Source organism: Oribacterium sp. oral taxon 108 str. F0425, from assembly GCF_000214455.1.
Lineage (GTDB): Bacteria > Bacillota > Clostridia > Lachnospirales > Lachnospiraceae > Oribacterium > Oribacterium asaccharolyticum.
Genome location: NZ_AFIH01000001.1, coordinates 641,911 through 666,332, shown reverse-complemented (window position 1 = coordinate 666,332; position 24,422 = coordinate 641,911). Strand labels below are relative to the sequence as shown.

The following is a 24,422-nucleotide window of genomic DNA, read 5'->3' as shown; positions in this document are numbered from 1 at the left end:
CCCCCACTAGAGTTTTGTATCTATCCTTAAATCCGGACAATGTCCCGTCCATAGGTTCGTATCAATACTTCCCCATTTCCGGTGTCCAGACTCATGGTCCTTGCATAATTTGCTCCGGTATCTTCTCCGGTAATTTTCATACCTTCTTCTCGGAGAATCTGTTTTACACTTTCAATATTTCTTTGCCCAATGTTTCCGAAACCGGCATTTCCGCTGATTTCAAACATTTTGGCGCCCCCTGCTATACGTACCGTCGTCCTACTCTTTACCATCCCAAAAGCGGTCATCTTGCGTAGCGTCTCGCGTATCCCCGTATCTGCATATTTAAAAACATTCGGGTCATTTGCATTTACCCTTTCAGGCAACATGACATGCAACAGCGCTCCCAATTTGATGTATGAGTCATAAAAGGCCAGTCCGATACAAGAGCCAAGAGCGTAGGTGATGATGAGTCCGTCTCCTCGAGTCAGCTTCATATCCCCAATTCCTACTTTTAGCTGCTTATCCAACTGCATTTTACACTCCTAGCTTTCCGAGAATCGTATTTAAAGAATGGATATCCGGAAGCATCAATAACCAAGAGGGAATACTCTTTCCATCCACCAGAAAATCCGCATTACAATACATGAGCTTATCGGATTCATAACCGAATTCCACCATAGGCACGGTAAGAATCCCTCCGAGCATATTGACTGTACTGCTGGGAACCGACAGGTTGATATCTACGCCTACCAGTTGGGAAAACGCATTGATATAGGAGCAGATAATGATATTTCCGACCTCTTTTAAGGCTGAAAATGCCATATCGTCCATCTTACTGAAGTCCTCATACTCTTTTTCCAAAAGTTTTTTCAAGAGTCTTTTGGCAAAATGAAAGTCGTAGAGGAAAAGCATCAAACCGTCCAAGTCTCCACTCATCTGTACGAGAGTTGCTCCTACGATTTCCTCTTCCTGCCCAATTCTCTTGACTGCGCCGTTGTATCCCAGGATTTTCACCTTCGGGATGGTAATGCGCACTTCTCTTTGCAAGAGCTGGGAAAGTGCCGTAGCGGCATGGCTGGTACCGATACTTCCTATTTCCTTCATGACATCGAGTTCTTGAAGATTCATATCTTCATAGCGGTTGATTTTCATCTTCTTGATTCCTTATCTTGAGCTTCGTTTGTTTATCCTCTTAACTGGTTAATCGTCCCTTCCACTTCATCAGAGGTTTGTACCATTTTTAAGGCATAGGTAAATGCTCTCTGACTCTCGATGAGGCGGGTCATTTCCTTCGCCATATCCGTTCCGGAAGCTTCCAAGGTACCTGTTTCCAGCACCGGCTTCTCCACCAGGCTTTCCACATTCTTGGTATCCCCTGCACGGATTGCAAACTCATTATCGCCCTTACTTACTAATCGACTGGGATAAGTCATTGTATAAACACCAATTTTCTGTTTCTTCTCTTCCGTATCCCCGTTTGTACTGCTCTTTGCTCCGCTGCCTTCTCCGGCTTTTGCAGCCTCTTCGATAACCTTTAAGGCAGTGTCGTCTGCAAGCATCTTCTCTCCCTTTTCATCCAAAACATGCTTTCCGGACTCTGTTAGGAGATAAAACTTTCCGTCCGGAAACTCTCCGGCATGGAAATGACCGTTTCTGGTGTAGCTGATTTCTCCCGATTTCGGATCCATCAGCTTAAAGAAAGCATTACTTGTTCCGATGGCGTAATCATTCGGTTGTCCGGTCGTCGTAAATGCAGCGGTTCCGTACTCCGTGTTGGTTCTGACCACTGTGGTGCCGGCTCCTCCGGCCTGCAGTTCGGTCTTTGCTTCCGGAGAATCATTCAGGTTATAATTAATCAGCTCCGAAAAAATGGCATTTTTCGGTTTGAACCCGTTGTTATTGATATTCGCCAGGTTGTTACTGATGACATCCATTTTCTTCTGACTGGCGTTGGCACCGAGTGCACCAACGTAAAAAGACATATTCATAGGTATTTTCCTCTGTAGCTTATATTCTCATTTCCGGATGCTTAAATTCTGCCCACATCACTGCTTGCCTTACTCATCACCGTGTCGTACATCCTAAGCATCTGCGCGGCACTCTGCAGAGATCTTTGCGAGCTCATCATCGTCGTCATCTCTTCCACCATGTCCACATTCGACTTCTCGAGCATTTTCCAATTCACCGTTGTATCAGCCGGCTTTGCAAGCTCCGCCTGTGTCGTACTGAACATGTTGTTGTCTTCCTTATGCAGGCCTTCGTAATTTTCAAAATCCACAACTTTTATGGTGCCGTACACCTTCCTTGTATCCCCGGTACTCTGCGGATCAAAGATGCTGCCGTCAGGATCGATGGCAAAGTTGTCATTGGGAAGAACGATATCTCCTCCCTCCTTGCTCTGTACTTTACCGATTCCTGCAAGTTCCAGAACGCCGTTTTCATCTACGGAAAAATTTCCGCTTCTGGTATATAAGGTTCCCTTATCCGTACGAACGGCAAAAAAACCTTTTCCATTTAAGGCTGTATCATAAATTCCGTCCGTTGTTTCATAGGAGCCCTGCTCATAATCGGTATAGGTTCTGGCAGCGGACTTAATACGGGACGCCATCGCAAGATCTTCCGGATTTTTCTTGTTGTATCTTCCCGTCCGAATCATCATCTCTTCTTTGAAGGTGGTGCTGACCATGGTATCTTTCTTATATCCCGAAGTCTGGACATTCGCCATGTTGTTACTGATTGTATTCAGATTTCTTCTTTGGGTAATCATTCCCGATGCCAAATCATAAAAGCCTTGATACATATTTTTTCCTTTCTTTTCCGGATGCAAAAAAGAGCCCTGCATCTTCCACGAACCTGAGCTTTACCTTCTTTTCCCAAGAGGTCACTCATCTCGCTTCTTGATTATCGGACTCTTTTCCGCTTTCTATAAGGGCTTACACCCGGAATATTTGATTCCTTTTTACGAATGCACAGGCTTTCAACAAAATCTGCCTATCTGAAAAATTTATGCTCCTTCCCGATCTCCCATGAACTTTCTCAGTTTGCGAAGGGCAATGCTGTGCAACTGAGAAACACGAGGCTGGGAGATTTCCATAACCTCGGCAATCTGGTTCATATTCAGTTCTTCCACGTAGTAAAGGGAAATGACCAGCTTTTCCTTTTCCTGAAGCGCTTCAATGGCCTCCGTTAAGGCGCGAACATTTTCCTTTTGAATGAAACTGAATTCCGGCTGTGTACTGTGGTCTAAAGAAGGAATCTGAAGCAGTGCTTCATTTCCCTCGTCGTACGTCATGTCCAAGGACAAAACATTCACCATATTACTCATACGCTGAATTTTCTGTAACTTCTTTATGTTCATATTCAAGTATTCGGCCAGTTCTTCATCGCTGGGCGCTCTGCCCAAACGACCATTCAACTCTACGGTTGCCTGCTCTATACTCCGGCTGTCTCTGTGAAAGTTTCTCGGAAGCCAGTCGTTTTTCCGCATCATATCGATGACCATACCTCTGATTCGACGAGAAATATAGGTTTCAAACTTATTGTCCCGGCTCTCATCATAGCGTTCGATGGCACGCATAATCTCGATGACACCTTCGTTTACGATATCATCGGTCTGCATAAAGTCATGATACATTTCACGCATTTGATAAGCAATGGAGCGCACAATATACACGTAACGCATGGTGAGTTCCTGCTTTACCTCTTGTGCATGCGTTTCCTTATACAGTGTAAATAGTTCTTCATTTGTTTTTCCCTCTAAGCTGGGATAATTCAGTGTATTCAAGATGGATTCCTCTTTCCCCGGATTTCAACTTAAACATTTCCGTGATTTTTCTTAGGCACTGCCTTTTTCTTCCATATCGTCTTCCAAACGAAGGCTTCCAATCGCCTGAATCTGGACATTGCTCGCCACTTCGTTAAACGATAGTACCCTTACATTCGGATAAAATTGTTCGATCAAATGGTAAAAATGAATTCGCATGACCTGTGAGGTGAGAATCAGGGGGGGACTGGTAAGGTTGTTGAATTTCTTACTTTCTTCCGCCACCTGTCGTACCAGGCTCTGTAAGAGCTCAGGGCTCAAAGCAAGGTACAGTCCGCTCTCTCCTCGGGCAAGAGAGTTTACCATGGTTCGTTCCAGACCGGCATCCAAGGTGATAACCTTCATGTTGCCATCCTCACAATACATTCTTGTGATGGTTCTCTTCAGTGCAGCACGAACTTTCTCTACAATCTGATCCGTATCCTTGACCGGTAAACCATTCTCACTAATTGTCTCAAAGCAGGTCTCAACGATGGTTTCCAGGTCTTTTATGGAGATTCCCTCCTTAAGGAGCATGGTCAGGATTCTTTGCAGAAGATTGTAGCTGATTACGCTCGGAAAGGCTTCTTCGCAAAGCTCCGGTGCGGTTTTCTTCAAATTCTCGACAAGGCGCACCACTTCCTGTCTGGTCATCAGTTCAAAGGAATGTCTCTTAATCGTTTCCGACAGGTGAGAAAGCATAACCGAAAGGGGGTCGATAACCGTATAGCCGTACAGCTCCGCTCTTTCTCGATTTTCCGGACGAATCCACTTCGAGGGGATACCGTAGGCAGGCTCTATGGTTTCAATGCCGTCGATAGTGTCTTCCACTTCGTCCGGCTCCAAAGCCAGAACATAATCCGTCAGAATTTCACCCTTTGCAATTTCTTCGCCTTTGACCTTGATGCTATACTCATTGGTCCCCAAATTGGAAGAATCCCGCAAGCGAATGGAAGGTACCACGAAGCCCATATCCTGCGCATACTGTCTTCGGAATATAACGATTCTTTGAATCAAACGACCGCCTACCGATTCATCCGCAAGAGGAATCAGACTGTAACCGAAATCCATTTCAATCGGTTCGACCTGTAAGAGGTTATAGACGTTATTGACATCCTTATAGAAGTCCTCTTCACTCTGCGGCGCTTCTTCCTTCTGTCCTTCAGCAGGAGCGGCAGCCGGTTGCCCTTCCTCGTCCATAGCGGCCAGTAAGCCTTCACCCTCGTTCCTAGCCTGTTCAGGTTCTTCCTTGATTCTTTTTTCCAGATAATATCCTGCCGCAATAAAGCCGCCTGCAACGGGAATAATCTGTAAAATCGGCATACCCGGAATCAAAACCAAAACCATCATTGCCATACCGGTAATCAGCATCGCTCTCGGCTGCGCCGTGAACTGTTTGGAAACATCTTCATTTAAAGAGCCTTCCGATACCGCTCTGGTAACAATCATACCGGTTGATACGGAGATTAGCAGTGACGGAATCTGTCCTACCAGACCGTCTCCCACGGTAGCAATGGAATAAGTGGAAAGTACAGTGGCAACCGGCTGTCCCGACTGGATGATACCGATGATACTTCCTCCGACCAGATTGATGGCCGTCGTAATCAGAGACATGACACCGTCTCCTTTTACAATCTTTGTCGCACCGTCCATGGAACCGTAAAAATCGGATTCGGTCTGAATCTTCTGTCTTCTTTCTCTGGCCTGCTTTTCCGTAATCATGCCGGAAGAAAGATCCGCATCAATCGCCATCTGCTTACCGGGCATTGCATCCAACTTAAAGCGGGCAGCCACTTCCGATACACGCTCCGCACCCTTTGTGATAACGATAAACTGCATGAGCACGATGATTAAGTAAATAATCAAGCCGACAACCACATTTCCCTGTACCACGAAATCACCGAAGGCCTTGATAATGGCTCCCGAAGATCCGCCGCGGGTCAAAATATTTCTCGTTGTGGAAACGTTAATTCCCAATCGGAACAGGGTCGTAATCAATAGGAGGGACGGGAAGATGGATAACTCAAGCGGCTCTCTGATCGTCATGGTGATGACCAGAATCATCATGGAAATTGCCATGTTAACCACAATAGCCACATCGACAAGTGCCGGTGGCAGAGGGATAATCAAAAGCAATATGATCACCAGTACGAAAAGTACTACTGAATTTTGCAAAAGTCGTTTAAGCATTTCTATTATCTTCCTTTGCTCTATCTAAGATATCTTGTCTATTTTCCTTCCGGTAAATGTAAACCAGAATTTCCGCTACCGCCCCGTAAAAATCACCGGGGATTTCCTGTCCCACCTTACACAGGGGATACATGGCTCTGGCAAGCGGTCTGTTTTCCACAGCCGTAATCTGATGTTCCTCTCCGACCTCAATGATTTTCAGAGCAAGCTCATCCTGTCCTTTCGCCAGGACAACCGGAGCCTGATTCTTATCCGGATCATACTTAATGGCAATCGCCAAATGTTCCGGGTTTCGGATAATCACATCCGCATCGGGTACGGATTGCATCATACGCTGGTTCGCCTTGGAACGCATCAACTGACGAATTCTTCCTTTAATCTCCGGGTTTCCTTCATTCTGTTTGTATTCGTCCTTTACTTCCTGCTTCGTCATCTTTAAGTCTGACTCGTATTGCCACTTCTGATACATAAAGTCAAAGATGGCAATAATCAGAAAGACACCGCATACCCGGGTAATCAGGTCAAACATCATACTCATCAGCGCAATACTGGAATTCCGGATATCCATATGCAACATTTTGGCAATGGGAATAATATCCGCCTTCAGTATAGAATAAAGGAAATTTATCAAAAGTACAATTTTTATTATATTCTTAATCAGATCTACAAGGTTTCTTTTGGAAAAAACCTTTGTAAAGCCTCTTGCAGGGCTCAGCTTGGAAAACTTCGGTACAACCAGCTTGAAACTGATGTTGAATCTGGTCTGCACAAGACTTGAAATCGTTCCCAGAAACATCGTAATGAGCAAAAGCGGCAGCGCAGACTTGACCAAAAGCCATAAAAAGCGATAGTAAATCTGACTGGACACCGGTTCTCTTTCCTGAATCAATTCCAGTATAAAAGAGAGAAAATTACGTAAGTCCTTATAAATGAAGGGAATCATAAAGCGTACCGCGTAGAATACCCCAAAAAGAACCACTACCGTAACTATATCCGCACTTTGAAAGACATTACCTTCTTTTCTCGCATCCTGCCGTTTTTTTTCGGAAGGCGCTTCGGTCTTATCGCCGTCAGCCACTATCTACCTCTCCTTCTGCTTTAACCCTTATCTCTAAGTGTACCTAAAACCGTGAAAAACTTCCATAGTTAAATGCATGATTTTTAAGTATTTTTTAATTCCCAACCGTTTTCGACCTTCTCTAAGCCTACAAAAGACGCATTACCTGTTCCAAATAATCAAAAGCACTGCGAATAATATCATTCATTTTGTCCGATATAGGAACGAGAAGGAAATACAGCATTATAAATCCCAGGGAAATTTTTAACTGAAAGTTAACCTGAAAGATATTAATCTGCGGAATAACCCGCATCAGAATGCCCAAAGCCACTTCGGTCATAAGCTCAATTCCCATTATGGGAAATGCCAGCTCCAAGCCCATTTTCATGGAAGCAACAAAGAGGTTCAGTATCAGCTTCGGCATAAGCAGGGTCCGGATGGATACTTCTCCGAAGGGATTGGTATCTATGGTTTTGAATAAAATTTCCAAAAACCGAAGGTGACCGTCTACAGAGAGAAATATGAGCAGCAAGAAAGTATAGAACAGACCCGTACTGACGGTGGCCTGACTGCTGCTTTGCAGGTCAAAGACCTGCGCCATGCTTAACCCCAGAGAAAAATCAATAACGGAAGTGGCAAATCGCAGGGAAAGGAAGGTCAAATCCATAGCAAAACCGAGACAAAATCCTACAAAGAGTTCCTTTAAAAGAAGGAAGCCATATTCGATAAAATTGCTCGGTACCACATTTAGCTTCCCCCCCGTATAGCTATAGCAAAAGAAGGATAGTGCCAAAATCAGTGCCGCTCTGGCCCTCGCAGGATAATTCACCCTACCGAAAATAGGGTTAAATGCCACGGCTCCGCTCATGCGCATGACGATAAAAGAAAATAAGATAAACATATTATCCTCCCGCCACCAGACCTAAAATCATCACAAAAAAGTCTTGCATGGTCTTCAAGAGGGTACTGCCCAAGACGGAAAGCAGAATGACTATCGCAATCAGCTTCGGCACGAAGCTTAAGGTTTGTTCATTGATAGAGGTTGCCGCCTGAAAAATAGCCACCACAATACCCAAAATCATACTAATCAAAAGAAAAGGCAGGGCTATTCGAAGCGCCAACATAAAAGTTTGGTTCATAATATCCAGGATTTGGTTACTATCCAGCATTTCTACTCCTTTCCTCCCGCTCTGCTTCTCTCCATCGTTTTCCTCCATGAAGAGCCTATCTCTTACTCTCTGCTTGCTCTGTCTTACTTCCTTTCGGACTTTAACGAAAACTGTTCACCATACTTGCAAAAAGCAGATTCCAACCGTCCACCGTGATAAACAAGAGCAACTTAAACGGCATAGACACCATAGCCGGAGGAAGCATAACCATTCCCATAGCCATCAAGGTGGTGGAAACCACGACGTCAATCAATAAAAACGGCAGATAAATCAAAAATCCCGCAGTAAAGCCTCTTTTCAGTTCGGAAGTCATAAAAGCGGGCACTACCACTGTTAGGGGGTAGTCCTTGGGATCATTTTTCAGCTCGGTCTTACTCATTCCTACGAAGCGATCCAGGGTCTTTTTCTCCGTATTGCGGAGCATAAATTCCTTCATATCGTCTCCCATACGCTCCAGAGCCTGTTCCTGCGTAATCGTACCCTTTTTATAAGGCTCATAAGCCTCCTGATTAATCTTATTAATCGTAGGAGACATGATATACAGCGTCAGAAAAAAGGCGATGCCCGCCAAAACCATATTCGGCGGAGTCTGCTGCACCCCCATCGCATTTCTCGTAAAAGAAAGGATAATGATGATTCTTGTGAAAGAAGTCATCATAATGACAATAGACGGGAGCAATGCCACCAAGGTCAAGAGATAAATCAATTCCAGTGTTGGCACGGACCCGCCGTTTAATCCAGTTAATAATTCATTCATCCGGACTCCTTTCCGAAATACGCGATCCTTCGCTTTCTACTCTATCTGCATTTTTCGCATTCAAACTTTGAAAAATGCCGGAAAAATCTCCCTCTTTTTTCCCACCGATCGACCGAATAAAATCCTGAATCGACCTTCCCTTCATAACCGATTCTACCTCTTCATACTCTTCCCTAAGCTCGGTAATGAGATTGATTCCCTCAGGTCCTGAACCCAGAAGTAGACAGCGGTTTTCCTTCTCCAATTGAAGAATAAACAGCTGTCTGTCTTGTGCAATCTGTATGAGATCGACCACCTTCATATAGCGGCCCTTTTGAAAATGTTTGCCGTACTTTCCGATGATTCGATTTAAGGTCCAGGCTCCTAAGATAAAAAGGCAAAGAAGGAGAAATCCGGATACCAGGGAAATGCTATCCTCAGCGAACATTATAGGCTCTCCTCATTAATGTCTTTCTTTAAAATTTCCGTAATACGAATACCGAAGTTATCTTCTACAACTACGATATCTCCCTTTGCAATACACTCTCCGTTTACATAAAGATCCGCCTGTTCTCCGGCCATCTTATCCAAAACCACCAGAGAGCCCTGTGTAAACTCGAGGATATCCTTTACCAGCTTTCTGGTTCTTCCGATTTCTACCGAAATCTCCAAAGGAACCTTCATCAGGAGTTCACGATTGCTGGCATTTTCTTCTTTTCCCTCTGCATCATCCAAAAATTCTTTGGAGTTTAACGGTTTTATGATGCTGGGTTCTGCAGGAGCCGCCTTACTGCTCCTTCCGCTCTGCATCTCTCGCATGAGCTCCATCATCTGGGTCTGAGACTGTTGCATCTGTGTAATCAGCTGCATCGTCATGGGATCCATCATCCCGCCCATAACCATTCCCTGGGGGATAGCCTGCGGAGCAGGTGCTGCCGCCTGCGGAGCGGGTGCCGCCTGTGGAATCGGCTGTGCCGGAGCTGCTTCCGGCGTCGGTTGAACCGGTGTTGCCTGTGCTTCTTGCTTCGGAGGCTGATTCTCTACTGGTGTCGCATTGTCCGAGGATACCGGCTGTGCAGCCTCAGCGCTACCCTCTTCCGCCTGTGCCTGCAACAGACTTGCCAGAAGCGCATCTGCCTGTGCCTGGTCAATCGGGCCGGACTTCGCAGCCTGTGGTGCTTCCGCCGGGGATTCTGCCGGAGCTGCCTCCTGCACTTCCGCCTGCGGGGCTTCTACCGGAGCTGCCGGCTCTTCGGAAGGAATGTACTCATCATCGTCATCTTCTATACCGAACTGTGCCTTAAACGGCTCCAAAAGACGCTTCACAAGGTCTACAGACATGATATTGATAAATTCGCTACTCAGCTTTCCTTCTATCTCTAAGGTAAAACGAATAACGACGCTGTCTTCCGATCCGTCGAAATACTTATCTTTAAACGCATTTCCGTCGTCAATCTCATAGGAAATCGGGGTGGAAATATCCACGGTTGTGCCTAAAAATTCGGATAATGCCGTGGCGGAAGCCCCCATCATCTGGTTCATGGCTTCCCGAATCGCACTGGCATTGATTTCATCCATCACGAATTCTTCTTCCGGAATCTCTGCCCCCATCATCATCGAGACGATGACACGCACATCATTTCGGGAGAAAAGCATAACACTCTTTCCGCTGAGCCCTTTTACATACGAAATTTCAACTCCAACTGCAGGTTCTAAATCCTGGAAATCAAAATCATCCTTTGTCAGCACCTGTACAATCGGAGTGGTAATGTTCACCTTCGTGCCAAGAAGTGTGGATACTGCTGTTGCCGATGAACCCAGGCTGATATTCATAATCTCGCCTATGGCATCGAATTCCATTTCATTGAAGCTCGTGGCACTCATCTATCATACTCCTTTATTTTCCCTAAAAAATCCAATCATCCTCTTATCTTATTTATTTCCCAATGTCCAAAGCTCTCTGTGCCATGGTCTTCATCGCATTCAGGGCTGTAACATTTGCCTCATAAGAACGTGTAGCGGACATGGAGTCTATGGTTTCCTTCAAGACATCCACATTCGGATAATTTACATAACCGTCAGCGTCGGCATCCGGGTGGTTGGGATTATAGACTCTCTTCATTTCCCGATCGTCCGTAATAACTCCCTGCACTCTTACTCCTGCATGCTGACCCCGGAAGCCTTTGCCATTCGCTGCATTCCGAAGCGCATGCTGAAAAGAGCGGTCTCCATAACTTTCCAAAACCACATCTTTCCTTTTGTAGGCACCACCGGACTCCGTTCTGGTAGTATCTACATTTGCGATATTCTCTGCGGCAATGTCCATTCTAACCCTCTGAGCACTAAGGCCCGAAGCGCTTATGTCGAATGAATTTAAAAATGACATACTCTTCCTCTACTCTCTTAAACTCCTAAAATCGTCTTTACCGTGGAAGTGATACGCTCTGCATTAAAGGGCTTCACAACAAAGTCCTTGGCACCGGATTTAATCGCATCCACAACCATGCTCTCCTGTCCCATTGCAGTACACATAATCACCTTTGCATCCGGATGTGCTTCTCTAATCTTCTTCAAAGCCTGCAAACCGTCCATATTCGGCATCGTGATGTCCATGATGACCAGATCCGGATTCTCTTCCTCAAATTTCTTTACCGCTTCCATGCCATCCTGTGCTTCCACGAAGGTGCTATCAGCAAATCCGCCCTTTGTCAGGGAATTCTTAATCATCATTCGCATGAACGCTGCATCGTCTACTAACAAAATCTTTGCCATCTTCGTTTCTCCTATCCTTATCTTTGCTTTCTATATCTGTAGGCGATTTCGCCTAAAGAATCATTTTTGCATCCCTATTCATCCAGGGAAGGATCCGTATCCAAAAGTTCCTGAAGGTCTTCCGCATCAATGCCGGGATTGCTGATAAATTCTTCATCCTCCTCCGGCTCATCCGGACTTTGAGTAAAACCCTCTGTATCATCTTTCGGCAGTTCTTCTTTTTGCATAATACGTTCTTCTATTCGAACGGCTATGTTTTTCTTAAATACACCCATTTTTCCGGTAAACCACGGCTGTCTTCCCACATAGAGCTTTACCGAAGAATCTTTCTCCTTGTTCAGGTCGATTACATCTCCCACCTTCAGGTGATACAAATCCTCTATGTCCAGCTTAACAATGCCCAGCTGCCCCGTTAAGGGAAATTCGGAGGCGCGCAGATGTTCCATAATCACATCCTGGTTGTTTTCATAGGCAAATCCTCTTGCCAGATGCTTCCGGTTGTCAATAATCTTAAACATGTGTTCCAGCAAGGTTCCCGGAAGACATATTCTGATTCTTTCCATAGCCAAACCGGAAATGTCCACATTCAGAACCACAATCACTACCGTCTCGTCCAGACCGACTTCCTGTACCATGGAGGGGTTGGTCTCCACTTTCGAAATCTTGAACTCCGCATTGATGTAGTTGCTGAAGCCGTCTCCCAAAGCATGGACAATGTATTCCATGATTCGTCTGTAGAGTGCCATCTCCACATCGGTGTAACGATAGTCTCCGTCCGTCTTCATAACGGAGTCCGTACCGCCGAGCATATGGCTTACCAAAGTTAATGTAAGCCCCGGAGAGATATAACTCATAAGGGGTACGTTGCTGGTTCCCTTACCGTCTACATGCGTCTCCACAATGGTCATACAATCATTTTCATGGAACGCATTGACATATTCGTAGTATCTTGTTTCCCTTAACTCTAAAACCGTAATATCCGTCATGGTTCGGAAAATACCGTTTACTTGAGATGTCAAAATACGAGCATAGTTATCAAAGATACTCTTTAACAAACGAATCTTCTCTTTGGTAAACTTTCTCGGACTGTAGAAATCGTACTTACTGAAATTGTCTTCCTTAGCAGGAGCTTCCTCCTTCTTCGGACTTTCCTGGACCGAAACCTCTACAACCTTCGGTTCCTCTTTCTCCTCTTTGGGGGGACCGTCCTGCATGGATTTCAGAAGTGCATCGATTTGGCTTTGGGATAGTACATCTGCCATCTATAAACCTCTTCCTGAACTCTTGTGAAAAAGCTTTCCCTTTCCCACATAACTCCTTTCGTATGCTTCGGACTTCTATCCTTACTCCGAAGCTGACGTAGCGCCTGCGTCAACTGTTTCTGCCTGTGGCTGTTCAGCAGGAACTGCCTGTGGCTGTTCTGCAGGTACTGCTTCCGCATTCCCTTCTCCTGCCACCTCCTGCGGTGCTTGTCCATTTTGTTCCGCTTGAATATTTTCCGGAACCCCGTCGGTCACGATTGTCTTATCGCTGTTCTTTCCGCTGTAGTATTCCTGGAAATATTCATCCAAACCTCGAATCTGCGCACCCTGATCGATAAGAAGAATCTCCACACGCCTATTCTTGGCTCTGCCTTCGGATGAATCATTTTCGGCAATGGGATGAAACTGCCCATAGCCTATGCTGACCAGCTTGTCCGGAGAAATAATTCCCCGTCCCTGTATAAACAGGCAAACCTCCGCAGCACGCATCACGGAAAGCATTCTGTCATTTCTCGGATTATTGGCTCTGTTCGGATCTCCCTGAGCGGTATGCCCCATGATGTTGACCTGAGAAATCTCATTCGCCTGATCGGCCAACGCATTACAAAAAACCGTTAAAGTCTCCTGTCCCTGCGGTGTAATGACGGAACTGTCTCCATTAAAGAAGGCCTTATCCTTAAACACAACAAAAGTATAATCCTCTCCTCGGGAAACTTCCACCCCGGAAATTCCTGCATCATTCAAAGCCTTCGCAATCTGCAGGTAGAGTTCCTTCGGATCGTTCAGATTGACCTCGTTAGGAGGAACCGAGCCGTCTCCCACGGAACCTTTTCCATCCTCATTCGTCACCTGTCCGTTCAAGACTATCTGTTCTGCCGATTCTTCGCCCGGCCTTCCGTTCGGAAAGATAGAGCGAACAAAGACATCCCATTTTGCCTGATCCAGGCTGGACATGGAATAGAGAAGCACGAAGAACGTCAGTAATAGCGTTACCAAGTCTCCGTAGGTGTCCATCCAGGATCCGCCTTCGTCACCGCCTCCGCCTCTTTTCTTCATTACTTGTCACCTCCGCCGCCTGCTCCGGCTTTAGCCAGAAGCTTCTTTTGTTGTTTCTGATCAAGAGAGGCGAGAAGTCTTTCTCTGATTACCTTCGGATTGTCTCCGGATTGGATTGCAATAACGCCTTCAATAATAACCTGGCAGTAAAGCACCTCTTCATTATCTCTTATTGTGAGTTTTTGTGCAATAGGGTGAAAGATAACATTACTTAAAGATGAGCCGTAAAAAGTGGTAATCAAGGCAACACCCATATCCTGACCCAGGGTACTGGAACCGCCCGAACCGGAAAGGTCCATTCCTTTAAGCATGTTAATCAGTCCTACCAGAGTTCCAATCATACCAAAAGCCGGCGCCAAAGCCGAGCCTTTTACATAAAGTCCCTTAGCTTCTTCATGCCGGGTCATCATATCTTCTACTTGTCTTTCGAGTGCCGCTCTGACCTTATCCGGGTCATTGGCGTCTACAATCATGACCACAGCCTGTTTAAAGAACGGCTCCTTGATTTCCTCCGCTTTTTCTTCCAGCGCAAGTAGTCCGCTCTGTCTTGCAATCAGGGCCAGGTCAACTATAGCATCTACTGTCTTGGGAATGTTGTATTTTTTTCCGCCCCTAAGACAAATTGCAATATGTTTCGGAACTTCCTTTAAGATACGGAAGGGATAGCAGGCAACCAGTCCCGCAATGGTACCTCCGATAACGATAAGCACACTGGGAACGTCCCAGAAATTTCCCAGCTTATCCACACCGATTCCGTTAACGATTAATATAGCGGCTAAAATCCAGCCGATTAGCATTGTTAAATCCATGGTCTTTTAACTGCCTCCTTGCAATCATTCTCCCTTTCAGGCCTATTCTTTCCCCTTGATTTCATAAACATCTTCTCCTGTATGGAGCTTGTTCTGAAAGGTAAAGCAATTTCCCAAAAACTCCTGTACCTGCTTCACGATTGATTCAACGCTGTCTCTGACAAGATAAAAATCACCATTTGCCAGCTTGATTTTTGTTTCCGGAATTTGTCGTATGTATAAAACTTGAAAATAATTTAAGAAAATTTCTTCTCCGTTTAATTTGGTTAGGCGAATCATGATTCCCTTCCTCTCTTCAACCTAATGATATAAAGTAAGTCTCTTTATTCAGAAAACGAGGATGCGAAATAAGGAAGACTGTAAAGATTCCCTTCTTTCTTTCCTTATCTCGCAACCTCATAGCTGCTCTGTTAATTCAAAATTATCTCTTCATGTTAACCAGTTCCTGCAGTACCTCATCCGATACGGTAATGATCTTGGAGTTTGCCTGGAAACCTCTCTGTGCGGTAATCATATCCGAGAACTCCTTGGCAAGGTCTACGTTGGAAGCCTCCAAGTATCCTGCCATAAGGGTGGGGGTAGAACCTTCTCCCGGCATTGTTGCGGAAATGTATCCCGTGTTATCGCCTACACCTGCGTTAAAGGTATTGTTTCCCGCCTTGGTAAGACCTTCCTGGTTCTGGAATGTCGCTACCGCTACCTTTCCTAAAACAACCGACACGGAAGTAACCTGTGCAGCGGCTCCTCCGACTCCGGGAGTCTTGTTATCAATAATTCCCTTTACGATTCCGTCTTCACCGATTTCCACGGACTTCAACTGTGCCGCAAAGCCGGTAAATACCGGAGTTCCCGTAAGGGTAACCGTTCCTGCATTATCCGCAGCCGGTGCTCTAAGCGGTACCAGCTTCTTTCCGCCGTCTCCGTACTTGGTCGGCTCCGTCAAGGAATCGGGCTGGAAACCGTAAACAAAGTTATGGTTTGCATCTACGATATATCCGTTTGCATCTACTGAAAACTGTCCTACTCTGGTGTAAGCAAAGTTGTTCTTCTTCATCTCTGCGGTGGTAGTCTTCGTATTTGCCGGATCCAACTCAATCGACTTATTGGATGCACTGGTTACAAAGAAACCGGAACCGTTGATAGAAGCATTAAAACCGCCTACATAAGAAGGAGTACTGGATGTATAGTCCGTCGCAATGGAACCCGTAAGAGAACCATAGCCGTACTGTGCCGGGTTAGCACCACCGATGGTTGCATTACCTGTTGCTTCCTGCTTACCTCCGGAAGAAGTGGAGGATGTCTGATACATCGCATCCTTAAAACTGTAGGTCTGCGCCTTAAATCCAAAAGTGTTTACGTTTGCAATATTGTTACCGATAACATCCAACTTATTTTGATGTGCTCTCAAGCCTGCTACAGCAGAATCCATTGCTCTTAACATATTATCTTATCCTTTCCTCAATTCATTGTGCATTCTCAAAAGAGGTTCTGTTTTGTCTGTAAGTTTACGTTTTTTTATCGACCATTTTTTGATTTTGTATAAAGGATATTGTTAAATTTTAATTCTCGTTTTATACATGGTCATCCCGTACGCCTACGATGATGTCGAAGTGCTTGGACTTCCGCTTGTTCCCGTTACCGCATTACTCTGTAATCCTACACCCGGTCCTACTTCCGTAGTGCTCTGCGCTCCGGAATTTGCGCTTGCTCCGGGAGCGGTCTGTGCTCCTATAGCAGATGTAGCGCTTGCTCCGGCAGGACTCGACGTAGCTGCTCCTCCCGCACTTAGCGGAGTAGCCGTATTGCCCGCCGCGGTAGACGTTGTGCCGTGAGAGGCTTGAGCGCCTGCGGTTGCCGTTGTACCGTGAGAAGCTTGAGCGCCTGCGGTAGACGCGCCGACAGCTGTCCCCTGCGTGCCTGTAGCGTTCAAAGCAGTCGCCGCTGTTGTTGCCGTTCCCGTACTGAGCTTTCCAATCTGCAAAAGACTCTCTAAAGGATATTCCGTTGTATCTCCCTCAATACGGAACGTTGCTTCCGTCCCTTTCATGTTGACGGAAGCAATGATCCCGCTCTTCTCCTTCGGCGCATTAGGATCCGGATTCTTGTCCGCATCAGGCACCTTAACCGTTACATCCTTCCCAATCAAGCCGGCAAGATAGGTTGTCTTGGTCAGTGCCATTTCTTCCTTCATGTTGCTGGTCATGGTTCCCAAACTCTGTACCATCGCCATCTGCGTCATCTGCGCCATCATTTCACTGTTGTCCATAGGATTGGTCATATCCTGATGGGCAAGCTGTGCCGATAAAAGTTTGAAATAACTCTCAATGGTTAATGTATTCTTAGCATTGGACTTCGCTGTATAACTCCCTGCTTCATAGGGACTTGTAGCCGAAGACACACCGCGTATATCTGCCATATTCCCTCCTTACTCACTAAGACCGAGTCTCATTCTGTGGATAAACCCTTCCGTGTTGCCTCTTCTTCTTTCTTCCAGCTCTTCACGGAGTCTCCGCTCCGCCTCATCCTTATTTTCTCCATTGTTATGAGAAGGATTCTCTTGGAAAAGATTTTCTCCCTTCGTTTCCTCATGGACAACGACCTTCGTGACTTCTCCGGTTTTCTGCTCCAAAATTCTGGCCATATCCAACGCGCCGTTTTGCAGGAGGGATAGGGTCTTCGGATTTTCCGCAAGAATGACCAAATTGGCTTTACCAGCGGAGAAATTCACTTTTACCGTAATCTGTCCCAGTGTCCTGGGCTCCAATTCTATCTTGATTTCTCCTTTGGAAAAATCAATTTGTTCTCCTAAAAACTTTGCCACGTCTTCAGGAATGCTTTCTTCTTTTGTATAAAGTCTGAGCGGTTCCTCCGCTTTCTGAACAGGGCTACTCTCCGGCTCTTTCCGGAACAAACTCTCCGGCTTTACGGCATGCTCGGGTGCAAGCTCTTCTTTCTTTAAATCCGGTCTTGCAACTCTCTCTCCGCTTTTCTTTACAGACTTAGTCTCTACTTCATCCTTTACAGTCGTTTCTTCCTCCTGTAAAGGATGCTTTTCCGTTATCACAGCCGAAAATACAGTTTCCTGCTCTTCAGCTTTCTCTTCTTTCGGAAGTACCGTTTCGGCAGCTGCCGCCTTTGTAGCGGGAGCTGCAAGCTCTTTTATCTCCGGCTGACTGATTTCTTCCGTTGCAAGAACTTCAGGAAGTTTCTCTCCCGACTCTTGCACAGCGGCTACCGAAAGGGCTTCTCCCTCTTCCGTCTTGGCCTGTAATTCCACCTTGAGTTGGTCTCTTTGAATCAAGAAACTGTTCTCGGTCAGAAGCGTAGCCATTTTTCCGTCTTCCGAAGCTTCTTTCTTGCTCTCAGTCTTCTTTTCTTCCGTCTTTTTCTCGTCCGGTTTCTTTACTTTTCCGCTATTCTCGTCTTTTTTGTTTTCAACGCTTCCCTTTTTATCGTCTTTTTCCGTGCGAACTTCTTCCTTCTTCTCTTCTTCTTCCTTCGAAGCCCGAAGAACTTTACTGAAGTCTAAGGGAGTGTTTCCGCCATCTTCCGTTTTTCTGTTTTCTTTTCCCGATGAGTATACCGAGTTCTGTTGAATAAGACTGCTCTTACCTGCGCTGATTTCCTTGTTCAGCATCATTAGTTCCGCCATATTTTCTCCCGCTTAATCAGGCCTTTCTGGCATGAGAAACGAATTCCTCAATAAAGGCCTCTTCGACTTTCTGCCCAAGGACATGGTACTCCTCCAGTTTCTTTTCCTTCAATTTCTCAAAGGCCTTGGTGTCCATGTTTGCCTTGATCACTTCTTTCTTTTTTCCTCAGCAAGAATAGTGAGGCGGGTAAGTTCATCCTCTTCCTTTTTGATGCGTTTTTCCATTCTTTCCAGTCCGCGCACATAAATCATCATGTTTTCGATAGAACATCCTTCCCTTTTGACGACTTCAAACTCCTCCTCATAGTGATGGAGTTCCTTTCTCAAGTCTTCCAAAAGTCTTTGTTGTATCTGCACGTCCTGCAATTTCACAGCATATTCTTTCTTAAGTTTGTCTAAGATTTTCTGCTTAAATTGGTAAACTGCCTCCAGACTGTAGCTGAATTTTTTCATTCCGCTCCGCCCTTTCTTCTTAGGAATTTCTTACCTCCTAAGAGATATCGGTAATTTCCTCCATTTTTATTACTGTTTCTTCATAGGAAAATGATTCTTCTACTTTTTGCTTAAGAAATTCATTGATTAGCGGATATTTTTCTATCGCCTCATCAAGTTTGGGGTCACTGCCTTTTTTGTAGGCGCCAATGGAAATCAAATCCGAATTCTTTCTATAGAGTCCCAGCGTGTTTCGGATTCTGGAGGCGGATTTTTTATGTTCTTCCGAAACCAACTCATTCATAAGACGGGAAATACTCATTCCGATATCAATAGCGGGATAATGATTCTCCGCAGCAAGCTGTCTGGAAAGCACAATATGTCCGTCCAAAATACCGCGGACCGTATCCGCAATCGGCTCATTCGTATCATCACCCTCTACCAGGACGGTATATACGCCGGTAATAGAACCTTTTTTAAATGCCCCCGCCCGTTCCAAAAGCCGCGGGAATTCCGCATAAATAGAGGGAGTATAGCCTCTCGCAATCGGCGGTTCTCCCGTTGCCAAACCGATTTCTCTCTGCGCCATGGCAAAACGGGTCAGAGAGTCCATCATAAGGAGCACATCCATCCCCTTATCTCGGAAATATTCCGCTATGGTGGTTGCAACAAGAGGCGCTTTCAGTCTAAGCATGGCAGGCTGATCGGAGGTAGCCACTACCAGAACGGTACGCTTCATTCCCTCTTCTCCCATATCCTTTTCCACGAATTCCAAAATTTCTCGACCACGCTCTCCTACCAGTGCAATAACGTTGATGTCCGTTTTGACATTTCTCGCAATCATGCCCATAAGTGTGGATTTTCCGACACCGGATCCCGCAAAAATGCCGATACGCTGTCCTTTTCCCACGGTGTTTAGGCCGTCAATGGCTTTGATTCCGAAATGCAGACGCTCTCGAATAGGCGGTCTGTCCAAGGGATTCATATAGGCATTGTTTACCGTGTAGTATTCGCTGTCGGGAAAGGGCTCTCCTCCATCCATCGGAACCCCCTGGGCATCAATAATTCTTCCCTTTAGAAAATCGCCAACAGGAACACGGAGACGACGTCTGGTGTTTCGAACAAAGGCACCGGACGTAATCCCCATCGCACTCTTGTAGGTCATCAGCTGTACACGATCTCCCTTAAAGCCGACCACTTCCGCAGCGACCTGAGATTCCGTCTCATCACTGTATATCATACAAATGTCTCCGATACTGGACTTACCCGTACCGGAGGCCTCCATAGACATTCCTACTATATTTTCAATTTTTCCGATATTCTCCACCGGGTCCATCTTTTTAATGGTGGAGAGGACATTCTCATACATGACTTACACACTCTCTTGGGTATCCAGGTGCCCGAGTCTTTCTCTCAGATTTTCCATCTGGGTGCCGATGCCGGCATCCACAATTTCTTCCTGGGTCTCTAAGATGAGTGTCCCCGGCTCCTCTTTTTCCACAATCACAAACTTAATATTATCCGAAACCTGTGAAAGCTCTGATGCCACGTCCGCGTCTGTCTCTACCAGCATTTCATAGTCCAAACGGTCAATATGAATCTTCAGCCAGGCTGTTTTCTTGATTCTTTCCGCTTCTTTTAAAATCATCCTCCGGATGACTTCTCCGGAGGAGCGAAGACTGACATAGATTACCTTTTCCGCTACGGCTATCGCTACATCCTTTAATTCATCCATATAGCGATACAGTCTTTCCGTCTTCGCATCTTCTACGGTACGTAAGGTTCGGTTCAGCTCCTGGCGAAAATCATCCAATTCTTCCGCATGTTCGGATAAAATTCTCTCCTCCGCTTCTTCCTTCCCCTTTTCATATCCTTCCCGAAATCCCTCTTTATAGCCATCCTCTTTTGCATCTTCCTTGATTCTCTGCGCTTCTTTCTCCGCAGTATCGATGATGCGCTGCGCTTTTTCCAACGCCAAATGCAACAAGGTTTCGTGATAGGGATCTTCTTCTTTTTTCTCCGGAAGCACTAAGTAATCCTCCTCTTGCCCCGACTCCTCTTCCTGAAAAAAATCTTCAGGAGTTTCTTCGGTCACAGGCTTTTCCTCATCAAAAGAGCCAAGATAGTTGGAGAGCTCCTTATTCGAAGCGGACCTGATAATCTTCCTAGACGAGGACATTGTCTTCATCTCCTCCCTTATTGATGATTACTTCACCCTGATCTTCCAGGGTACGGATGAGGTTAACAATACGCTGCTGTGCCTCTTCTACATCCTTCAAGCGGATATTTCTGGATACTTCCATATCGGAATGCACCGTCTCCGCCATACGCTTGGACATATTGTTGAAGAAAATCTGCTTCATCTCTTCGCTTGCCGTCTTCAGGGCAAATACGATATCCTTGGAATCACAATCACGGATAAAGCGCTGTACGGAACGATCGTCCATGGTAAGGATGTCTTCGAATACAAACATCTTATCCTTGATATCTGCAGAAAGATCCGGATCGGTTACATCCAACTCGTCGAAGATCTTCTTCTCATTACTTCTATCGATATGGTTCATGACATCGGCTACAAAATCAATACCGCCGAGGTTCATATTGTCTTCACTGGTAATAATGGTATCGAACTTTCGCTTCATTTCGTCTTCTACGATGGAAATAGCTTCCGGGGATACACGATCCATCTTCGCCATAGCCACTACCGTAGGAATACGCTTGGCTTCCGCCAAATTCTCCAGTACCTGCGCCGCCTGCTCCGCATCCATATAGGATAAAATCAAAGCAATGACCTGCGGACGCTCGTTCTGTAAAAGAGAAAGTAGCGCCTTCGGATCTCCCTTGGAGAAGAAGTTGAAAGGCTTGGATGCCAGGGTATGAGAAACACGATCCAAAAGGGACTTTGCCGCTGTTTCGCCAAAAGCTTTCTCCAAAACGGCTCTCGCATAGTCCATTCCGCCGTCTGTCATCATCTTATGCGTAAGACACAGGCGGTAGAACTGCTCTAAGGTGGTTTCCACCATCGAGTTCGTGGTTTTCCCCATCTTGGCAACCTCAAAGGTCAACTCCTCGATGTCTCTTTCTCCCAAATATTTGTATATCTGCGACGCACGTTCAGCCCCCAGAGAGACTACCACGAGGGCAGCCTTCTGTTTTCCGCTGAGGCTATGATGAGGCTCCGCGCCTTCCGGATTCGCATTTGTTTTAACTTTACTTTCTTGTACTTCTGTGCTGTTTTCTGCCAAGGTTTTGCTCCTCTTCTCTCATCCAGCTTTGAATAAGCTTTGCTACAACCTGTGGGTTCTGATCCGCAAACTCGCCAATGCTCTTCTTCAGCTTCATGCCGTGAATCATTCTGCCTTCCGCATTGAGCTCATACTCATCCGGTGTGTCATCGATCGGTGCTATCTCATCACTCGGCTTAACACTGAGTGCCTCCTGGTTCGCCATCTCTTCTTCCATAAGCTTCTTCTGCTTCTTTTTCTTCTTTGCACGAAGAATCAGAATCAGCAAGATTAGAATTAATAAGAATGCGGATACTCCCGCTCCGATTAATGCCCATAACGGGAATCTCTCGAGTACTGTCTTCGGCTCTTCCGGAAGCGGTTCTTCTTCCGTCTTCTGTACATTGGTCTTATTCAAAGAGCGCAAAATCGTAATTTTGTTCTCTGCATCTTCTCTGTTGATGCCCGCCGCATCCGCGACAAGATTGATCAAATCTCCATCCGGAATGCTCTTGTCATCCGTATTGATTACAATCGCAACCGTAGCGTCCTCCAAGACGCCGGGGGAAATTTCCTTTTGCTCTTTTAAAACATTGTAAAGCCATTCTCTGGTGGCACTGGAATTGGCATAGCCGTCTACCGTGGTATTGTTTCCGTTCTGTGTCGTGTACCGCGGTGTGTCCGCATTGGCATCCGCTCCTGCAACACCGGCGGCATTTTCACCGGAACTTCCGGCATTCTCTCCCGCCACTTCCTCATTCTTAAGAAGACCTGTCTTATCTGTGGCTTCCGTCTTCTCCGGAACGGAGTACTGTGTGTTTTCCTGAACCAGCTTAGCCATGTTCAAGGTACCTTTTACGGAAACGGCCAGATTCTCCCCGCCGTAAATCTTCCCGAGTACCCTTTTAATATTGGTAGCAATGTTATTCTCTACAGTGGCTGTAAGATTCGCCATACTGGTTCCGGAACCGCTTGCGCCGTCTTCCGCATCCGCAGCCACTTCCTCCATGGTCCCCGCATCAAAAACCGAAACCTTGGTAAAATTCATTCCTTTTACAGAACGGGCTACCAGGTTCTTAATGGCTTCTGCATTTTTCTCGCTCAGAGTCTGCCCTTCATCCATGGTCACCACTACGCTGGCACTGGCCTGAATCGGATTATCGGACTCTATGGCATAGTTTTGCTCCGTGCCTTCCGCAATGGTTACCTTCGCATCCCGCACGCCGTCAAACAGGCGAATGGTTGCCCCCAAACGATCCTGCAAATCATAGAGAGTATATTGTTTCTTATCGGACTCCGTTGTCATCAAACCGGAATTCCCGATATACATATTGTAAGCAAAGCCGGATTTGGGATATCCCTTCGATAAAAGCTGTGCTCTTAAGGTATCTACCGATTGAGAAGGAACCTTAAGAGAACCGGACTTTCCGTCATAAAGATAAGGAACGTTCTGTTCCTGCAAAAGAGAAACAACCTGTTGTGCCTCGCTTTGACTCAGAGAACTGAAAAGGGTCTGGTATTCTGTTTTTTGTCCTTTAGCAATCAAAACAACAGCTACAACGATCACGAGTAACGTCACAGCAGCAATGATGCCTAAGAGTTTCTTTGATTTTTGTGACAGATTCTGCCACATCTCCTTGAGTTTTTGCACCTGAAAACTCCTCTATCATTCATCCTACAGACTGATCTTCATTAGATCGTTATAACTCTCCAACGCCTTATTCCGTAAAGTTACCAGCAAATCCAAACTGATTTGCGCCTTGGCTTCCGCAATAGGCAGACTGTGGGCGTCGGAAAGCTGGCCTGTAGCCAGTAAATACTGTTTATTTTCCACGTCCAGCTGTGTAGTCTTTACATTATCAATTGCCGATTTAAAAACATCTCTAAAAAGACTGCCATTCTCCGTTCCTGTCAGTCCTCTTTCCACCGCTGTCGTATCGCCTATATTTCCAAGCTTCCAAGAAGTCATAGGCTGAATAAACGCTATATTTTCCATCGCTCCTCCTCCTTTAGGACACAATGTTATTCTCTCTGTGCTCATCCGTGATGCATAGTTTCAATCCTAAAAAAGCCGAGAGTACCTGTTTTTAATCTTTTTTTAATTTTAAATCCTATGTACTATAGCAAAACCCTTGCTATTTGACAAGTATAAGATTCATGAATATGACCAATTTTTTTATCTATTTTTTCTAAGTATTTTCATCGATTTAGAATTATATCACAAAAGACTCGCTTTAATCCGTCTATTTTTTCAGCAAAAAAGACAGCGTAATTCTCTA

General features: G+C 45.7%; 28 protein-coding genes. All 28 read right to left on the bottom strand.

The window, feature by feature from the left end:
• Positions 1 to 26: 26 nt before the first annotated feature.
• A complete protein-coding gene (locus HMPREF9124_RS03300) occupies positions 27 to 515 on the bottom strand; it encodes a chemotaxis protein CheD (protein WP_009428502.1) in 489 nt (162 codons plus the stop codon).
• 1 nt (position 516) lies between these two features.
• Complete coding sequence (locus HMPREF9124_RS03295) at positions 517 to 1,134, bottom strand: chemotaxis protein CheC (protein WP_009428885.1); 618 nt, start codon at positions 1,132 to 1,134, stop codon at positions 517 to 519.
• Between the two features lie 32 nt (positions 1,135 to 1,166).
• Positions 1,167 to 1,970 carry a flagellar hook-basal body complex protein gene (locus tag HMPREF9124_RS03290; protein ID WP_009429909.1) on the bottom strand — a complete coding sequence of 268 codons (804 nt, stop codon included), beginning with the start codon at positions 1,968 to 1,970 and terminating at the stop codon, positions 1,167 to 1,169.
• Positions 1,971 to 2,011: 41 nt separating this feature from the next.
• On the bottom strand, positions 2,012 to 2,782 hold the full coding sequence (locus HMPREF9124_RS03285; RefSeq protein WP_036595131.1) for a flagellar hook-basal body protein: 771 nt from the start codon (positions 2,780 to 2,782) through the stop codon (positions 2,012 to 2,014).
• 204 nt (positions 2,783 to 2,986) lie between these two features.
• Entirely contained in the window at positions 2,987 to 3,766 is a 780-nt protein-coding gene (locus tag HMPREF9124_RS03280) for a sigma-70 family RNA polymerase sigma factor (RefSeq protein WP_009429807.1), read from the bottom strand.
• A gap of 51 nt (positions 3,767 to 3,817) precedes the next feature.
• A complete protein-coding gene (flhA, locus tag HMPREF9124_RS03275; protein ID WP_009428050.1) occupies positions 3,818 to 5,974 on the bottom strand; it encodes a flagellar biosynthesis protein FlhA in 2,157 nt (718 codons plus the stop codon).
• Positions 5,967 to 7,052: a flagellar biosynthesis protein FlhB gene (gene flhB / locus HMPREF9124_RS03270; RefSeq protein WP_009427896.1), complete on the bottom strand. Its 1,086-nt coding sequence runs from the start codon at positions 7,050 to 7,052 to the stop codon at positions 5,967 to 5,969. Before flhB ends, flhA begins: the two co-directional genes overlap by 8 nt.
• Positions 7,053 to 7,179: 127 nt before the next feature.
• Positions 7,180 to 7,932 carry a flagellar biosynthetic protein FliR gene (locus tag HMPREF9124_RS03265; protein ID WP_009429704.1) on the bottom strand — a complete coding sequence of 251 codons (753 nt, stop codon included), beginning with the start codon at positions 7,930 to 7,932 and terminating at the stop codon, positions 7,180 to 7,182.
• A gap of 1 nt (position 7,933) precedes the next feature.
• Positions 7,934 to 8,200, bottom strand: coding sequence for a flagellar biosynthetic protein FliQ (locus HMPREF9124_RS03260; protein WP_009537361.1), 267 nt, complete (start codon positions 8,198 to 8,200; stop codon positions 7,934 to 7,936).
• A 100-nt stretch (positions 8,201 to 8,300) separates the two neighbouring features.
• Positions 8,301 to 8,957, bottom strand: coding sequence for a flagellar type III secretion system pore protein FliP (gene fliP, locus HMPREF9124_RS03255; RefSeq protein ID WP_009428714.1), 657 nt, complete (start codon positions 8,955 to 8,957; stop codon positions 8,301 to 8,303).
• Complete coding sequence (locus tag HMPREF9124_RS03250; RefSeq protein ID WP_009428229.1) at positions 8,950 to 9,384, bottom strand: flagellar biosynthetic protein FliO; 435 nt, start codon at positions 9,382 to 9,384, stop codon at positions 8,950 to 8,952. Before HMPREF9124_RS03250 ends, fliP begins: the two co-directional genes overlap by 8 nt.
• Positions 9,384 to 10,820: a flagellar motor switch protein FliN gene (fliN, locus tag HMPREF9124_RS03245; RefSeq protein ID WP_009429771.1), complete on the bottom strand. Its 1,437-nt coding sequence runs from the start codon at positions 10,818 to 10,820 to the stop codon at positions 9,384 to 9,386. Before fliN ends, HMPREF9124_RS03250 begins: the two co-directional genes overlap by 1 nt.
• 52 nt (positions 10,821 to 10,872) lie before the next feature.
• Positions 10,873 to 11,322 carry a flagellar basal body rod protein FlgC gene (gene flgC, locus HMPREF9124_RS03240; protein ID WP_009429142.1) on the bottom strand — a complete coding sequence of 150 codons (450 nt, stop codon included), beginning with the start codon at positions 11,320 to 11,322 and terminating at the stop codon, positions 10,873 to 10,875.
• Positions 11,323 to 11,339: 17 nt separating this feature from the next.
• The gene (locus HMPREF9124_RS03235; protein WP_009428207.1) at positions 11,340 to 11,708 is read right to left on the bottom strand and encodes a response regulator; all 369 of its coding nucleotides are present in this window, start codon (positions 11,706 to 11,708) and stop codon (positions 11,340 to 11,342) included.
• Between the two features lie 74 nt (positions 11,709 to 11,782).
• Positions 11,783 to 12,970 (bottom strand): flagellar motor switch protein FliM, encoded by a 1,188-nt coding sequence (locus HMPREF9124_RS03230; protein ID WP_009428275.1) that lies wholly within the window; start codon positions 12,968 to 12,970, stop codon positions 11,783 to 11,785.
• Positions 12,971 to 13,051: 81 nt separating this feature from the next.
• On the bottom strand, positions 13,052 to 14,026 hold the full coding sequence (locus HMPREF9124_RS03225; protein ID WP_009427825.1) for an OmpA/MotB family protein: 975 nt from the start codon (positions 14,024 to 14,026) through the stop codon (positions 13,052 to 13,054).
• Positions 14,026 to 14,835: a motility protein A gene (locus tag HMPREF9124_RS03220; RefSeq protein ID WP_009429292.1), complete on the bottom strand. Its 810-nt coding sequence runs from the start codon at positions 14,833 to 14,835 to the stop codon at positions 14,026 to 14,028. The genes HMPREF9124_RS03225 and HMPREF9124_RS03220 overlap by 1 nt, the downstream gene beginning before the upstream one ends.
• A 42-nt stretch (positions 14,836 to 14,877) precedes the next feature.
• Entirely contained in the window at positions 14,878 to 15,114 is a 237-nt protein-coding gene (locus tag HMPREF9124_RS03215) for a flagellar FlbD family protein (protein ID WP_009429800.1), read from the bottom strand.
• A gap of 142 nt (positions 15,115 to 15,256) precedes the next feature.
• A complete protein-coding gene (locus HMPREF9124_RS03210) occupies positions 15,257 to 16,276 on the bottom strand; it encodes a flagellar hook-basal body complex protein (protein ID WP_009429869.1) in 1,020 nt (339 codons plus the stop codon).
• A 153-nt stretch (positions 16,277 to 16,429) separates the two neighbouring features.
• Positions 16,430 to 17,251, bottom strand: a complete 822-nt coding sequence (locus tag HMPREF9124_RS03205) for a flagellar hook capping FlgD N-terminal domain-containing protein (RefSeq protein WP_009428144.1) — start codon at positions 17,249 to 17,251, stop codon at positions 16,430 to 16,432.
• Positions 17,252 to 17,260: 9 nt separating this feature from the next.
• Positions 17,261 to 18,487, bottom strand: a complete 1,227-nt coding sequence (locus HMPREF9124_RS03200) for a flagellar hook-length control protein FliK (RefSeq protein WP_009428052.1) — start codon at positions 18,485 to 18,487, stop codon at positions 17,261 to 17,263.
• 16 nt (positions 18,488 to 18,503) lie between these two features.
• Positions 18,504 to 18,638, bottom strand: coding sequence for a hypothetical protein (locus HMPREF9124_RS12470; protein ID WP_009428591.1), 135 nt, complete (start codon positions 18,636 to 18,638; stop codon positions 18,504 to 18,506).
• Entirely contained in the window at positions 18,635 to 18,940 is a 306-nt protein-coding gene (locus HMPREF9124_RS03195; RefSeq protein WP_009429421.1) for a hypothetical protein, read from the bottom strand. The genes HMPREF9124_RS12470 and HMPREF9124_RS03195 overlap by 4 nt, the downstream gene beginning before the upstream one ends.
• Before the next feature lie 37 nt (positions 18,941 to 18,977).
• Complete coding sequence (locus tag HMPREF9124_RS03190; protein ID WP_009428973.1) at positions 18,978 to 20,288, bottom strand: FliI/YscN family ATPase; 1,311 nt, start codon at positions 20,286 to 20,288, stop codon at positions 18,978 to 18,980.
• A gap of 3 nt (positions 20,289 to 20,291) precedes the next feature.
• On the bottom strand, positions 20,292 to 21,098 hold the full coding sequence (locus HMPREF9124_RS03185; protein ID WP_009427663.1) for a FliH/SctL family protein: 807 nt from the start codon (positions 21,096 to 21,098) through the stop codon (positions 20,292 to 20,294).
• Positions 21,085 to 22,164 carry a flagellar motor switch protein FliG gene (gene fliG, locus HMPREF9124_RS03180; RefSeq protein WP_009428488.1) on the bottom strand — a complete coding sequence of 360 codons (1,080 nt, stop codon included), beginning with the start codon at positions 22,162 to 22,164 and terminating at the stop codon, positions 21,085 to 21,087. The genes HMPREF9124_RS03185 and fliG overlap by 14 nt, the downstream gene beginning before the upstream one ends.
• Entirely contained in the window at positions 22,130 to 23,794 is a 1,665-nt protein-coding gene (fliF, locus tag HMPREF9124_RS03175; protein ID WP_009428988.1) for a flagellar basal-body MS-ring/collar protein FliF, read from the bottom strand. The genes fliG and fliF overlap by 35 nt, the downstream gene beginning before the upstream one ends.
• A 24-nt stretch (positions 23,795 to 23,818) precedes the next feature.
• Positions 23,819 to 24,139, bottom strand: a complete 321-nt coding sequence (gene fliE, locus HMPREF9124_RS03170) for a flagellar hook-basal body complex protein FliE (RefSeq protein WP_009429810.1) — start codon at positions 24,137 to 24,139, stop codon at positions 23,819 to 23,821.
• Positions 24,140 to 24,422: the final 283 nt, after the last annotated feature.

Bases quoted from the DNA above. Each gene is read 5' to 3' on its own strand.
- HMPREF9124_RS03190 (WP_009428973.1), bottom strand. From the start codon at position 20,288: ATGTATGAGAATGTCCTCTCCACCATTAAAAAGATGGACCCGGTGGAG.
- HMPREF9124_RS03230 (WP_009428275.1), bottom strand. From the start codon at position 12,970: ATGGCAGATGTACTATCCCAAAGCCAAATCGATGCACTTCTGAAATCC.
- HMPREF9124_RS03285 (WP_036595131.1), bottom strand. From the start codon at position 2,782: ATGTATCAAGGCTTTTATGATTTGGCATCGGGAATGATTACCCAAAGA.
- HMPREF9124_RS03210 (WP_009429869.1), bottom strand. From the start codon at position 16,276: ATGTTAAGAGCAATGGATTCTGCTGTAGCAGGCTTGAGAGCACATCAA.
- HMPREF9124_RS03215 (WP_009429800.1), bottom strand. From the start codon at position 15,114: ATGATTCGCCTAACCAAATTAAACGGAGAAGAAATTTTCTTAAATTAT.
- HMPREF9124_RS03300 (WP_009428502.1), bottom strand. From the start codon at position 515: ATGCAGTTGGATAAGCAGCTAAAAGTAGGAATTGGGGATATGAAGCTG.
- HMPREF9124_RS03205 (WP_009428144.1), bottom strand. From the start codon at position 17,251: ATGGCAGATATACGCGGTGTGTCTTCGGCTACAAGTCCCTATGAAGCA.
- HMPREF9124_RS03225 (WP_009427825.1), bottom strand. From the start codon at position 14,026: ATGAAGAAAAGAGGCGGAGGCGGTGACGAAGGCGGATCCTGGATGGAC.
- fliE (WP_009429810.1), bottom strand. From the start codon at position 24,139: ATGGAAAATATAGCGTTTATTCAGCCTATGACTTCTTGGAAGCTTGGA.
- HMPREF9124_RS03260 (WP_009537361.1), bottom strand. From the start codon at position 8,200: ATGCTGGATAGTAACCAAATCCTGGATATTATGAACCAAACTTTTATG.
- fliN (WP_009429771.1), bottom strand. From the start codon at position 10,820: ATGAGTGCCACGAGCTTCAATGAAATGGAATTCGATGCCATAGGCGAG.
- HMPREF9124_RS03200 (WP_009428052.1), bottom strand. From the start codon at position 18,487: ATGGCGGAACTAATGATGCTGAACAAGGAAATCAGCGCAGGTAAGAGC.
- HMPREF9124_RS03220 (WP_009429292.1), bottom strand. From the start codon at position 14,835: ATGGATTTAACAATGCTAATCGGCTGGATTTTAGCCGCTATATTAATC.
- HMPREF9124_RS03250 (WP_009428229.1), bottom strand. From the start codon at position 9,384: ATGTTCGCTGAGGATAGCATTTCCCTGGTATCCGGATTTCTCCTTCTT.
- HMPREF9124_RS03290 (WP_009429909.1), bottom strand. From the start codon at position 1,970: ATGAATATGTCTTTTTACGTTGGTGCACTCGGTGCCAACGCCAGTCAG.
- HMPREF9124_RS03235 (WP_009428207.1), bottom strand. From the start codon at position 11,708: ATGGCAAAGATTTTGTTAGTAGACGATGCAGCGTTCATGCGAATGATG.
- HMPREF9124_RS03295 (WP_009428885.1), bottom strand. From the start codon at position 1,134: ATGAAAATCAACCGCTATGAAGATATGAATCTTCAAGAACTCGATGTC.
- fliP (WP_009428714.1), bottom strand. From the start codon at position 8,957: ATGAATGAATTATTAACTGGATTAAACGGCGGGTCCGTGCCAACACTG.
- HMPREF9124_RS03185 (WP_009427663.1), bottom strand. From the start codon at position 21,098: ATGTCCTCGTCTAGGAAGATTATCAGGTCCGCTTCGAATAAGGAGCTC.
- flhA (WP_009428050.1), bottom strand. From the start codon at position 5,974: ATGCTTAAACGACTTTTGCAAAATTCAGTAGTACTTTTCGTACTGGTG.
- HMPREF9124_RS03195 (WP_009429421.1), bottom strand. From the start codon at position 18,940: ATGAAAAAATTCAGCTACAGTCTGGAGGCAGTTTACCAATTTAAGCAG.
- flgC (WP_009429142.1), bottom strand. From the start codon at position 11,322: ATGTCATTTTTAAATTCATTCGACATAAGCGCTTCGGGCCTTAGTGCT.
- HMPREF9124_RS03265 (WP_009429704.1), bottom strand. From the start codon at position 7,932: ATGTTTATCTTATTTTCTTTTATCGTCATGCGCATGAGCGGAGCCGTG.